At 34.7% G+C, this 13,392-nt stretch carries 12 protein-coding genes; 9 read left to right on the plus strand and 3 right to left on the minus strand.

Annotated features, from left to right (window positions below):
- The first annotated feature begins 103 nt into the window (after nucleotides 1–103).
- Nucleotides 104–613 (plus strand): cysteine hydrolase family protein, encoded by a 510-nt coding sequence (locus ACYQ2D_RS01445; protein WP_459784443.1) that lies wholly within the window; start codon nucleotides 104–106, stop codon nucleotides 611–613.
- Nucleotides 614–712: 99 nt separating this feature from the next.
- On the opposite strand, the gene ACYQ2D_RS01450 is transcribed toward ACYQ2D_RS01445, so the two are convergent.
- Nucleotides 713–1,339, minus strand: a complete 627-nt coding sequence (locus ACYQ2D_RS01450; protein ID WP_459784445.1) for a hypothetical protein — start codon at nucleotides 1,337–1,339, stop codon at nucleotides 713–715.
- Nucleotides 1,340–1,732: 393 nt separating this feature from the next.
- On the opposite strand from ACYQ2D_RS01450, the gene ACYQ2D_RS01455 reads away from it, so the two are divergent.
- The 8 genes from ACYQ2D_RS01455 to ACYQ2D_RS01490 all read left to right on the plus strand — a co-directional run bounded on the left by ACYQ2D_RS01455 (nucleotide 1,733) and on the right by ACYQ2D_RS01490 (nucleotide 9,879).
- A complete protein-coding gene (locus tag ACYQ2D_RS01455; protein ID WP_459784447.1) occupies nucleotides 1,733–2,803 on the plus strand; it encodes a phospholipase D-like domain-containing protein in 1,071 nt (356 codons plus the stop codon).
- A gap of 136 nt (nucleotides 2,804–2,939) precedes the next feature.
- Nucleotides 2,940–3,788 (plus strand): hypothetical protein, encoded by an 849-nt coding sequence (locus ACYQ2D_RS01460; protein ID WP_459784448.1) that lies wholly within the window; start codon nucleotides 2,940–2,942, stop codon nucleotides 3,786–3,788.
- Between the two features lie 5 nt (nucleotides 3,789–3,793).
- Nucleotides 3,794–4,375, plus strand: coding sequence for a hypothetical protein (locus tag ACYQ2D_RS01465; RefSeq protein ID WP_459784449.1), 582 nt, complete (start codon nucleotides 3,794–3,796; stop codon nucleotides 4,373–4,375).
- A gap of 20 nt (nucleotides 4,376–4,395) precedes the next feature.
- Entirely contained in the window at nucleotides 4,396–4,875 is a 480-nt protein-coding gene (locus ACYQ2D_RS01470; protein ID WP_117455699.1) for a hypothetical protein, read from the plus strand.
- 306 nt (nucleotides 4,876–5,181) lie between these two features.
- Nucleotides 5,182–7,041, plus strand: coding sequence for a TIGR03960 family B12-binding radical SAM protein (locus ACYQ2D_RS01475; RefSeq protein WP_459784450.1), 1,860 nt, complete (start codon nucleotides 5,182–5,184; stop codon nucleotides 7,039–7,041).
- A complete protein-coding gene (locus tag ACYQ2D_RS01480; protein WP_459784451.1) occupies nucleotides 7,031–7,741 on the plus strand; it encodes a TIGR03936 family radical SAM-associated protein in 711 nt (236 codons plus the stop codon). Before ACYQ2D_RS01475 ends, ACYQ2D_RS01480 begins: the two co-directional genes overlap by 11 nt.
- Nucleotides 7,734–8,924 (plus strand): ribonuclease E/G, encoded by a 1,191-nt coding sequence (locus ACYQ2D_RS01485; RefSeq protein ID WP_459784452.1) that lies wholly within the window; start codon nucleotides 7,734–7,736, stop codon nucleotides 8,922–8,924. Before ACYQ2D_RS01480 ends, ACYQ2D_RS01485 begins: the two co-directional genes overlap by 8 nt.
- A gap of 16 nt (nucleotides 8,925–8,940) precedes the next feature.
- Nucleotides 8,941–9,879: a DNA/RNA non-specific endonuclease gene (locus ACYQ2D_RS01490; protein WP_459784454.1), complete on the plus strand. Its 939-nt coding sequence runs from the start codon at nucleotides 8,941–8,943 to the stop codon at nucleotides 9,877–9,879.
- 194 nt (nucleotides 9,880–10,073) lie between these two features.
- On the opposite strand, the gene ACYQ2D_RS01495 is transcribed toward ACYQ2D_RS01490, so the two are convergent.
- Nucleotides 10,074–10,985 carry a tyrosine-type recombinase/integrase gene (locus ACYQ2D_RS01495; RefSeq protein WP_372554508.1) on the minus strand — a complete coding sequence of 304 codons (912 nt, stop codon included), beginning with the start codon at nucleotides 10,983–10,985 and terminating at the stop codon, nucleotides 10,074–10,076.
- Nucleotides 10,986–11,139: 154 nt separating this feature from the next.
- Complete coding sequence (locus tag ACYQ2D_RS01500) at nucleotides 11,140–13,371, minus strand: NlpC/P60 family protein (RefSeq protein WP_459784455.1); 2,232 nt, start codon at nucleotides 13,369–13,371, stop codon at nucleotides 11,140–11,142.
- Nucleotides 13,372–13,392: the final 21 nt, after the last annotated feature.

The following is a 13,392-nucleotide window of genomic DNA, read 5'->3' on the forward strand; positions in this document are numbered from 1 at the left end:
TCTGTTTTTTTTATTTTTGCATAGAAAGCAGTAACTTGTCAAATCTATTAAAGAATTGTATACTTAAATAAATGTTAAAAAAATTTAGAAAAGGAATAAAAAAATGAACAAAGTATTAATTGTAATAGATATGCAGAATGATTTTATCGATGGAAGCCTCGGTACAAAAGAAGCACAGACAATTGTTCCGACAGTAAAAGAAAAAATTAAAGAATATCAAAAACGTGGAGATAACATTATTTTTACGAGGGATACCCACCAAACCGACTATCTGAATACTCCAGAAGGTAAGAAATTGCCAGTGGAACATTGTATTTATGGTACGCATGGATGGCAGATAGCGAAAGAATTAGAAGTAGAAGGAGCTACATACATTGATAAGCCAACATTTGGCTGGTCTCACTGGGAAGAGCAGAAATTTGACAATGAGATTGAATTAATCGGACTTTGTACTGACATCTGTGTAGTATCCAATGCATTGATTTTAAAGGCTGTTTTTCCAGAATTAAAGATTACAGTAGATGCATCCTGCTGCGCTGGTGTCACACCACAAACTCATAAATCAGCACTGGAAACAATGAAAATGTGTCAGATTGATGTAATTAACGAATAAAACAATAGCTAAATAATAAAACAAATATAAGAACCCCGTCTGTCTGTTTTATATAGAAAGATGGGGTTCTGTAATTGAATAATAACTGTAAATGATAGTTTATTTTTCTTCGTCAAAAGAAAGCTTGATTGCATTTTCAATGACATACCACTCATTAGAGTCAATCATACGAATCATATCATCAAATCGATGAATATCACTCATTCCATCCATGACATAAGACACAATAGAGTCACTGGAAGAAATGGTTTCCTGCAATTTGTTGATGGTCGCAAATTCATGAAAATTCTCAGCAGTTACTGTTGCAACAATTTTAGAAAATTCCTCATATTTATTGGAAAACCATTTCTCTTTCTGCTCCTTTGAAAAACGGAAGAAAATAAAATTTCCCGCTAAAACTACATCTGTATCCGCTTTTGCAAAATCATACAAAAGTTGATTCTGCCAGTCATGAAAATCATCAAAATCTTTGGCAAAATCAGCATAAGAACCAATGACTCCCTCTGGAAGTCTTTCTGAATAGAAACAGTCTGCTTCATAATTGTTGTGTAATACCTCTAAAAAATCAGCATCTATAACTTCTACCAGGCTGTTATTCTCTGCTTTTTGCCTTTCAAATTCTTTATTAAGAAAATCTGAAATTCCATTTGTGTTATATTTCTTGTTTAGCAATTCTGTTTTATCAATGTGCGTTGTATCATCCATAAGGAAAAGAATTTTTGCCATACCAATCCTCCTATTATTTTTATTTTAGCAAGTACATACAAACATAAAAATTCAATTATTTAAAAATGTGTGTCAAATTTATTATAAAAATAGACACATAAACCGACACAGTAAATAGTATATCAAACAATCCTAAAACCGTCAATTTTTACACATTATTACCAAAGAACATCTAACATAAAATACCCCGTTTTTTATATTATACTCCGAAAAATTATAAGAAAAAATTAAGAATCGAATGGGAAAAGTATAAATTTATACATGCTTATACATGGAAAAGTTATTCTTATAAAAGAAATGAAATTTTTTTGTCCAAAAATATTGATTTAATTTTAGACGCAAGATATAATAGTCTAAAAAATACAATTTATTTTTAGACAAGGAGAACCTATTATGGATGGACAAATGAACTTGTTTGCAAATGATGCCTTTTCAGTAATTGAGGGAATCAGTACGAAAGATGATGAGCTCTTAAAATGTTTTAAATCAGAATTACAATCCGTAGAATATATGACCTTGAAAGATTTATTTTCAGGATTTAATATGATTAAGGCAATTACGTTTTCTTATGATATCAGTTTCATCAATGAGTTGATGGAACATTTCGATTATGGAGAAGTAATTCTAGGTGGTAATTTTCTTGTTCAAAAAGATGGGAAATTAAATGATTTATTAGCAGAAGTTTTAACAAATGCTTATGAAGCAGGCAAAGCCATCCAGAAGTATGATAAATTAGCAAACATGCTTACAGACGGTGATATTGAATTTAAAACTCCATCTTTTGTATTAGACCATAGAAAAATTTATTTATTAAAATCAGATAATGGCAGAACACGAGTCATTAAAGCATCTGCAAATCTTTCGAAAAAAGCATGGAATAATGACCATATAGAACATTATGAATACGATGATTCGAAAGAATGTTACGAAGCGTATGTAAAGGATTTTGAAACAGCTTGGGATATATCACAAGCAATTACAATGGATGTGATTTCATCAAAGAAAACAGATAACTTGGTTGAAGAGAATGTTATTTTAAAAGGCATTAAAGAAACAGGTCATGCAATTGTATTACAACAGCCAGAAGGTGACATATCATTCGACAATATTAAATATACCATAGACCACGGAGCAATCAAAGAAAAATATCAAGCCCTTTTAGGGGATGTAAAACCAAAATCGAAAACAGGGCTGTTTGAAATTGTGCCGAAAACACTTGAAAAAATGGAATATAATCAAAAGAAATTATTGCAAAAGAAAATGAAAACACGTAATATAACAGAGCGATATCCTTCTTTGACTTTGGATTTATATCATGGAGAAGCTTTTCTTAATGGTAAACAACTTCATTTGAATCCTACAGATGAAGAAGTAAAGCACGATATCAATGAAATAATTGGGATATTTCATAATTTTGAACAGTTTGTTTCATCTGACATAGAAAAACTTAAATATACACAATAAATTAATGAATGCAATTTTTTGCTCACCGTTTCATGCAAAATTTAGATGTGCCTCCAAAATAAAAGGAGTGTCGACAGACTCCTTGCCTTTGTTTGCACTTATATCATCAGAAACATCTAATAGTGGAAAGACATTTATGATAAAAGCTGCATTAAAATTAATGACTGGCAAAGAATTAGAAGGAACAAAAGCTTGTGACTATTCGAAAGATAATATCAGAGAGACACAACTTGCAGTGAAGGGAGTCCCTTTTTTTATTGATGAAATAGATAACCTATACATCTCTCGAATCAAAGATATTATTAAGAACCCCGAAAAATGTGAAGAAAATCAACTCGAAGATATGCCTATGATTTTATTTGCAAGTAATGATGTTCTGAAACCAGATGAGCCTCTTAGAAAACGAATGATATTTTTTGCGATGGATGGAGCATTGCCAAGTACAATAGATAAAACAGCTTATGCAAGCAGAGGAAAATCGATTATAAGAAAACTAGGCACTGGGTTTTACCGAGAATATTTAAGCAAGATGATGGATAAGGCAAAAGAGGAATTGGATTTTATTATTTACTCAAAAGAATTTCCAGACGATTATTACCCAAAACTTTTGGCTCTATCATCTGAAGTAATCATTTCTATTTTTGAGGATTATGGTTATACGTTGCCTTCATATATAAGAAAGTTAACCTGGAATGATGATTATTCTATGGATTCTAATGCGGGTGAAATTGTACACGAGATTGCTTCTTTTTGTAAAAATAACAAGAAAGCTTATAAACTTACAAAAGACAGATTATTGATTGAATGTGGGATAGATAAAGATAGTCAGAGAAAAATTAATTCATGGAAAAATTTACTTCCGGCTGAAATGAAAGCGGAAATATTGTTTACCCGTGAATACTGCAAAATTTCAATCGATAGAAAAGTATTTGAAAAAAAATGTGGACATAAACTTAGTAAATTTTCACTATTTGGAAAGGAATGATTTTATTGACGATACATTTATATGTAAAATTACATGAACCCTTATCTATTTTTGATAATGTAATAAAAGCAATCAAAAAAGAGCAGGATGAATTGCTGGTTACAAGTGAAAATAAAAGGTCTTTTATATCATTCAATGAGATAAAAAAGATTGACGACCATACCATCTTTGTTGTTTCTTCCCTAAATTCTCTTGGACTAAATGATGCCGATATTGCTGCCCAGCTTTCATGGTTTATTGATAATTCTGTAAAACTTGTTATCTGTGATGTTACATCTACTTATGAATTTGGAGTAACACAGCCAATGAATCAAGCTGTTTTAAATACGATATTGGAATCAATATTAAGTGATAATAAAAATGTAGTTACTGTTTCTTTTAAAAGAGCAAATTCAGGAAGAAATAAATTGCCGTTCCCAGATAACTGGGATGAACTATATGAAAAATGGAGGAATGGGGAAATCTCATCAAAACAATTTATTGAAAAGTCAGGACTTAAAAAAGCAACCTTCTACAATTTGCTGACAGAATACAAAGACATTCAAGTTCAAAATGAAAAGTATTTAAAACGCTATAAGATTATATAAAGCAGACAGGATGATTCACTATGCAGGAAAAAGAAAAACTGCCACCAACAGCCTGGCTTTCAACATTACTTATTGGAATATATACCCTATTCCTTGCAATCGTAGAAGCAAGAATTGCTATATTTCTGTTTTATGCGAAAAATATAACAACGGCTGGAGCACATATAATTTCTGAATCAGAAACCATGTCTGATTACATCGGCGGTCATTTAGTCCTTTCGGGAGTTTTCACTACTATGCTTGGCGGTCTGACTGGAGTAATTGCATTTCTTCTAGCAGCAGGGATTTTTATTTTATTCTTAGTCTGCCTGGTTACCCTGGTTAGTTCCTGCCTCCTGTTCCAAAAAAGAAAACTGCAGGTAGATGCATGGATGAAACTAATTATTTTCGTTATCTTTTCAATTCTTTCCTGGTTATTGTTCCAGAGTGTGTGGATAACCCTGCTTCTGATAATTCCGGCGGTTCTGGGAATGATGACACTACTTAAAAATAAAGAATAAAAAGACTTGAAATGGCAAAAAAGAACATAAAACCGGCAAAAAAAGAGAGTTTCCAATTTATTTGGTTGAACAAATTCAAGTATTACTATATACTTGTAAGGAAAATTACACTAAAGATGTACATACCACTCCTGTTATCTATTTGTTTCGGCACTAGATAGGAGTGTAAATGGATTCAAAAAAAGTGTAAGAAATTTATAAAAATGCTCAAAATTTAAGTAAAAACAAAAAGAGGTAAGAAAACGTGCAACGCATTGTGAGTGGGTTAAAGCTTATACGCTTTGCACAAAAAGAAAGAGGTAAAAATTGAGAAAACTAGCATTAAGTGATGAAATATTACTAGAAATCGAGAAGCCAGCCCGCTATATCGGGAATGAAATCAATTCAGTAATGAAAAACAAAAATGAGGTAGACATTCGATTTGCGATGTGCTTCCCGGATGTCTACGAAATCGGAATGTCCCATCTCGGAATTCAGATTTTATATGATATGTTCAATAGACGCGAGGATACCTGGTGCGAGCGCGTTTATTCCCCGTGGCCGGACTTAGATGCCATTATGCGAAAAGAAAATATTCCCCTCTTCGCATTAGAGTCTCAAGATAACATTAAAGATTTTGATTTTCTTGGTATTACTATACAGTATGAGATGTGCTATACTAATATACTTCAGATTTTAGATTTAAGCCAGATTCCACTTCATGCTTCCGAGCGAAGTGAAGATGACCCAATCGTGATGGGTGGCGGACCTTGTGCGTACAATCCAGAACCGCTGGCAAAATTCTTTGATATTTTCTATATCGGAGAAGGGGAAACGGTATTTGATGAACTGTTAGATGAATATAAAATATGGAAAAACTCCGGAAAGAGCAGAAAAGAATTTTTGGAAAAGGCAGCAGAAATTCCAGGGTTGTATGTTCCGGCATTTTATGATGCCGAATACAACGAGGATGGAACACTTGCAGCATTTCATCCAAATAATGAACATGCAAAAGAAACGATTGATAAACAGGTCGTTATGGATTTTGACAATGTCTGTTATCCAAAGAAACCTGTTGTGCCATTTATTAAGGCAACTCAGGACCGTGTTACACTGGAAATCCAGAGGGGTTGTATCCGGGGATGCCGTTTTTGTCAGGCAGGTATGATTTATCGTCCGACCCGTGAGAAAAACGTAGCATTTTTAAAGGAAACCGCAAAAGAAATGCTGGAAAGTACGGGACATGAGGAAATTTCTCTTAGTTCTTTAAGCTCCAGTGATTATTCCAAGCTTCCAGAGCTAATTGACTTTTTAATTGAAGAGTGTTCCGAGCGTAATGTAAATATTTCGCTTCCATCGCTTCGTATTGACGCTTTTTCTTTGGATGTTATGAGTAAAGTACAGGATATCAAAAAGAGCAGTCTGACCTTTGCACCGGAAGCAGGAACACAGAGAATGCGTAATGTAATTAATAAAGGTCTGACTCAGGAAGATATTTTAAATGGCTCTTTTAAAGCCTTTCAGGGTGGCTGGTCTCGTGTAAAACTCTATTTTATGTTAGGACTTCCAACAGAAACGGAAGAAGATATGAAAGGAATTGCGCATCTGGCAGAAGAAGTTGCAAAAAAATATTATGAAATTCCAAAAGACCAACGTCATGGAAGATGTCAGATTGTGGTAAGTACGTCTTTCTTTGTTCCAAAACCATTTACCCCATTTCAGTGGGCTCCGATGTGTAAAAAAGAAGAATATCTTGAACGTGCTAAAATCGTAAAATCAGAAATTCGTGCCCAGTTAAATCAAAAGAGTATTAAATATAACTATCACGAAGCAGATGTTACGGTATTAGAAGGAATTTTAGCAAGAGGTGACCGTAAAGTTGCCGATGTGTTAGAGCTTGCTTATAGAAAGGGTGCTCTCTTTGATGCATGGTCCGAATATTTCCGCTATGATTTATGGATGGAAGCATTTGAAGAATTAAATATTGACCCTGAATTTTATACTCTAAGACAGCGTCCGCTTGATGAACTTCTGCCATGGGACTTCATCAATGCCGGCGTAACAAAGAAATTTTTACAAAAAGAATGGAAAACAGCAATGGAAGAAACAGTAACGCCAAACTGCCGTATGAAATGTTCCGGCTGTGGTGCAGGAAAATACAAAGGAGGGGTATGCGTTGAAGGTTAGGGTAAAATTTGCAAAAGAAGGGGCTATGAAATTTATCGGTCATCTGGATATTATGCGCTATTTTCAAAAGGCAGTCAAACGTGCCAATTTAGATGTCGCATTTTCAGAAGGATTCAGTCCACATATGATTATGTCATTTGCCTCACCTCTCGGAGTTGGAATTACAAGTACCGGTGAATACTTCGATATGGAATTAAAAAGTGCAACGACTTCTTCTGATATGGTAAAACGCTTAAATGATGCAATGGCAGAAGGGATGAAGATTTTAAGCATCCGTCAGGTAGAGGATGGTAAAGCTTCCAAAGCCATGTCGCTGGTTGCAGCAGCAGATTATCGTCTGACATTCCGTGAAACTGCAAAACTTCCAGAGAACTGGAAAGAAAAATTAGAAGAATTTAAAGCACAAAAAGAAATTGTTATTTTAAAGAAAACGAAAAAAAGTGAAAAAGAATTAGATATTCGTCCATTTATTTATAAACTTTCTTTAGAAGAAAAGGATGAAATTTTTATGCAGCTTGCAGCAGGCAGCTCCAATAATACAAAACCAGAACTTGTGATGGAAGCATTTGCGGCATTTATGGAGATTCCTTATGAGAATCTAAAATTTATGATTCATCGTTGTGAGCTTTATGCAGATACTGGTAGTGACGAAGCAAGAAATCTGGTTTCCTTAGAGGATTTAGGAGAAGAAATTGAGTAAATTAATTATCACTCCTATGCATGTCAAAGGAAAAGAAAAAATTGTCGCAGCACTTGATATCGGCTATAAAATCTGTCAGCTTGACCTTTACAAAAAAGAGGAAGCATCTATTCTTGGAAATATTTATATTGGAAAAGTAAAAAATATTGCCGAAAACATTCGTGCGGCTTTTATTGAAATTGAAAATGGAACTGTATGTTATTATTCCTTAGAGGAAAAAGCAGAGCCATTCTTCGTAAATCAGAAAAAAAACAATCGAGTTTGCATTGGAGACGAACTTTTAGTACAGGTGTGCAGAGAGCCGATTCGCGGCAAACTCCCTTGCGTAACCTGTGATTTAAATCTGGCAGGGCGTTATGTTGTTTTGACTTCAAAATTTGAACCGCTTGGCTTTTCCGGAAAATTAAAAGCACAGAGAAAACAGGAATTAAGAGAACTTTTACAAGCTCATCTTCCAGAAGATGCTGGAGTCATTCTTCGCACAAATAGTATGCATGCAGAAGATACTAAAATTTTGGAAGAATTAGACCAGCTTTATGGTCAGTTAAAAGAAATTCAAAAAAAAGCAGGAATGAGAACCTGCTTTTCAAAGCTTTTTGTTTCCATGCCCTCCTACCTTCAGGTCCTTCAAAATTTGTATGTGGATGAGCTGGAAGAGATTGTAACGGATGATAAAGAACTGTTTGAAACCATCCAGGTTTATTTAGAGTATTATGGAACAGAAGCAAAGAAACTGCGTTTTTATCAAGATGACTTACTGCCGCTTTGTAAAGTTTATTCGATTGAAAAAGCATTAAAAGAGGCACTTTCTGAAAAAGTCTGGTTAAAATCCGGTGGATTTCTGGTAATTCAACAGACAGAAGCTTTTGTTTCGATTGATGTAAATACCGGAAAATATACCGGAAAGAAAGAAGTACAGGAAACTTATCGAAAAATTAATCTTGAGGCAGCAGGCGAAATTGCAAGACAGCTTCGTATGCGTAATCTTTCCGGCATGATTTTGATTGATTTTATTAATTTAAAAAGAGAAGAAGATAAAAAAGAACTGATGCATGTACTTCAGCGTTATTTAAATGAAGACCCAGTAAAGGGAAATGTGGTAGATATTACAAAATTAAACATTGTAGAGGTAACCAGAAAGAAAATTAAGAAATCTCTTGCTGAAGAACTGGCAGAAGAATAGAAATCGAGGGAAAACTATGAAAAAACAATTAAAATGGCTTACTCTTCTACTCTGCCTGATGTTTTTAATGACAGGTTGTGACGTTGAGGGAAACTTAGGAATTACTTCTGAAAGCAGTCAGACAACTGTACAAAGCAGTCCTTCAGATATCAGTGTTAGCTCAGATGAAAAAAATATTCAATTGGATTCTATACCGGAATATTCCGGTAAACCTTATGTTGTAATTAATGATAATCAGCCATTTTTTACAGATGCAGATTTAACCGAAGAACCATTTGAAAATTATAGTGATTTAGATGAGTTAGGAAGATGCGGAGTTGCTTATGCAAATATCTGTATTGATTTAATGCCAACCGAGGAACGTGGTTCTATCAGTCAGGTCAAGCCAACCGGATGGCACTCTGTAAGATATGATAATGTAGATGGGAAATCTTTATATAACCGTTGTCATTTGATTGGCTGGCAGTTAGCTGGTGAAAATGCAAATGAAAAGAATTTGATTACCGGTACCAGATATATGAACGTTGATGGGATGCTCCCATTTGAAAATATGATTGCGGATTATGTAAAAGAAACTGACTATCATGTGTTATACCGTGTTACTCCTATTTTCGAGGGTAACAATTTGGTTGCATCTGGAGTAGAAATGGAAGCTATGTCCGTTGAAGATAATGGTGATGGCATTTTATTTAATGTCTATTGTTATAATGTACAACCGGATATTACTATTGATTATGCCACGGGAGATAGTTATTTATCTACAGACAGTACATCTAATAATACTTCTGCCTCAAATGAAACGACTTACATTTTAAATGAAAATACAATGAAATTTCATACGCAGGACTGTCCAAGTGTAAAACAAATGAATCCGGAAAATCGTAAGAAATATACCGGAAATAGACAGGATTTGTTAGACCAGGGATATGAAGCGTGTCAGAAATGTCATCCGTAATGGAAATTTACAATGAGTCAAATGGATATTTCAATTCACTACATATAGTATTTATATAGTATGCAAAAAAGACCTAAAGTTAACTAGCTTCGGGTCTTTTTTATTATTGTTGTTATTGGCAGCAGGGGTTTCGATTGTTAATATCTGATTATCTGGGATTCGGTGTTTTACAGTTTACATAATATAATTTTATGTTATTCTGGTGGTTCTGCTTTTAATTTTACCAGTCCACGAATTGCTCTTGAAGTAGTATCCATATAATTCATATTCTTATAACGACGAATCTGGCTTTCTGTAACTCCCATTTCTCTTGCTACCTGTTCTGGTTTCGCATCATAAGCAAACATTGTGTAAGCGCATGAATTTCTAAGACTTTCTGCACTGTACGATGGAATTCCAGCCAGTGTCGTATATTTTTTCATCATACGACTGATATACATTGTATTTAATTTTGTTCCTCTGCTGTTATAGAAAAGGTATTTATTTTCTATTCTCTGTGATAAGTATTTTTCTATAATTTTATAGACATCTTCCGGTACAAAACAGGTTTCTCGTCGTTTTGGTATCCTTAGATATACACCATTATCATAAATCGTAAAATGTTCTGGCATAAGCTCTACTATCTCCGTTGACGATAATCCCATTCGATATAACAATGTAATAATACAGTAAACCATATAATCGGGTTGAGCTGCAATTAACAGCTTATCAATATCTTCTATCGGAACGGAATGAGCAAATTTACTCATTTTTTCAATATGAGGCAGATACGCCGCAAAATGATTTTGGTAATTGTCTTTTATATGATAATATTCTTTATTTTCTTCGATATATGCTGATAATGAATTTAATTCTCTTATCTTTTTGGCAACTGTACTAGGCTGTAATTCTTTTTCGTTTATTTTTTTTTGCTGAATGGCGTAGTAATTTTCCACGTCAGAAGCTGTTGTTTCAAGAAAACTTTTTTCGGTAAATTCCAAAAATTCGATGGTATCACTTCGATAAGATGCTGCACTGTTTTGGTTTCTGAAGTGAGAAACAAAATGTTTCCAAATACTTTGCATTTCGGGGTCAAAGAAGTGATTTTTATCGTTTTTGTTATCCATGTGGAAGCTCCTTTCTTTTTTGTGTGTAAAGGGGTTTGTTTTTGTTATATATAATATTCATACTATAACATTATATTTTTTAATAACATATCCCTTTTATCTTAAATTTCAACTATAGATATAGCGAAACGGATAAAAGGGATTCTTTTTTTATTTACCAGTATCTTCTATATGCTGTCGGATTTCCATTATAATTAATCCGAGAAATTGTGATACCTTTTGAACGATTTGCAGCATGAATAATCTGGTCATCTCCTATATAAATTGCTACATGAGAATAGTCGCTATAATAAAACACCAAATCTCCCGGCTGTAATTCCTGTCTTGTAATCGGTCTTCCATCTCTCTCCTGCTCATAACTGGTACGTCTTACTGTAATTCCAAATTTCTTATAGATACTCTGAACAAATCCGGAGCAGTCTGCTCCATTTGTCAGGCTTGTACCGCCATATACATAAGGATTCCCAACAAACTGACGTGCATAAGCCACAATATCTGCGCCTACTCCCTCTTCGCTGATAGAACCAATCAGCTCACCATTATCGCTGAATTTGAATTTTACTCCGTCAATTGTTAGGATTCCAGTTGCCATTGCACCACTGCTCTGCAGATAATAGCTCTTATCTCCCATTTCCAACCAGCCTGTCTGCATCACTCCATCACTATTCATGTAATAACGTTCTCCACCAACTGTCTGCCAGCCGGTTACCATTTTTCCAGAAGCATTTAAATAATACCAGCTATCACCGTCTTCAAACCAGCCTTTTTTCATTGCTCCTGTTGTCTTGTCCAGATAGTACCATTCTTCTTCTTCTTTTACCTTCTGCCATCCAGTCTGCATTTCTCCGGTTGAATTAAAATAATACCAAACATTATTAATCCCCACCCAGCCAATGCTAATTTGACCGGATGGTTTTACATAGTATTTCTTTCCATCCGCTTCCATCCATCCGGTCTGCATTGCTCCTGATGACGGATTTAAGTAATACCAGCTACCACCTACTTTAATCGGACCGGTCTGCATGATACCAGAAGTATTCATATAGTACCAGTAATTTCCGGATTTTACCCAGCCGGTCTGCATCACTCCCGAACTGTTTAAATAATAGTATTTTCCAGAAGTTTTAAGCCAGCCTTTTTTCATCATTCCGGTTTCTGTATCCATGTAATACCACTTATTAGAGACCTTTAACCATCCTCCATGAAACACATGTCCGTCGCTATACATATAATACCAATTTCCCTGATATTGCACCCAACCTGTTTTGCTTAACATGACTCCGGAATCCTGAAGAATATAGTTCTTTCCATATACTGTAATCATTCCGGTCTGCATTGCTCCAGAGGATGCACTTAAGTAATACCAGCTTTTTCCAGACTTAAGCCAGCCGGTCTGCATGATACCAGAAGTATTCATATAATACCAGCAACTTCCGGATTTTACCCAGCCGGTCTGCATCACTCCTGAACTATTTAAATAATAATATTTTCCAGAAGTTTTAAGCCAGCCTTTTTTCATCATTCCGGTTTCTGTATCCATGTAATACCACTTATTAGAAACCTTTAACCATCCTCCATGAAACACATGTCCGTCGCTATACATGTAATACCGGTTCCCTTGATATTGCACCCAGCCTGTTTTCTTTAACATTGCTCCAGACTCTTGAAGGATGTATTTCTTTCCATATACCGTAATCATTCCGGTCTGCATTACACCATCGCTGTTTAAATAAAACCAATTGCTTCCAGATTTTATCCAGCCATTTTTTGCAAGTGCTTTTTGAGATGTTACATAATACCAGTTTGCACCATCTTTTACCCAGCCCACCTGTGTCCGCAGTTCACCATTGGAATTTATATAGTAAAGAGTTCCATTTAAATCTAAAATACGGCTTTTTGTATAAGGTTTACCCTCTTCGTCATAATAATATTCTTTCCCATTTTCTGTAACCCAGCCCGTCTTTTTGGGTCCGGCCAGTGTTGCCTGCTGCTCGCCTTGAATAGTATTTCCTGTCTCTTGTGATTCTCCTAATGCCTCTTCTTTAGAATTTTCATCAGAAGTTTCATCTTGATTCCTTTCATCCCGACTCTCTTCTTCTTTCTGACTTACTTCTTCTTTTGATTCTGCCTCTGAATCTGTAGTTTCTGTTTCAGTTTCAGCTCCCTCTGTTTCAGCTTCATTTTCAGCTTCGGATAAATCTTGGGATATCTTCGGTAAGGTTTCACTTGAATTTATTATTTCTTCTTGAACTTCTGCACTCTGTACTTCTCCTGAAAGTGTTTCACCTGCTATCTCTCCAGAAGCATAAACTGCCTGATTCATCAACAATGATGCACTCATAACAAATCCACACAACTTTGTAACTATTTTTCCTCTATTTTTCATAAATCAAAAACCTTTCTTCTT

The organism is Blautia stercoris, from assembly GCF_054657695.1.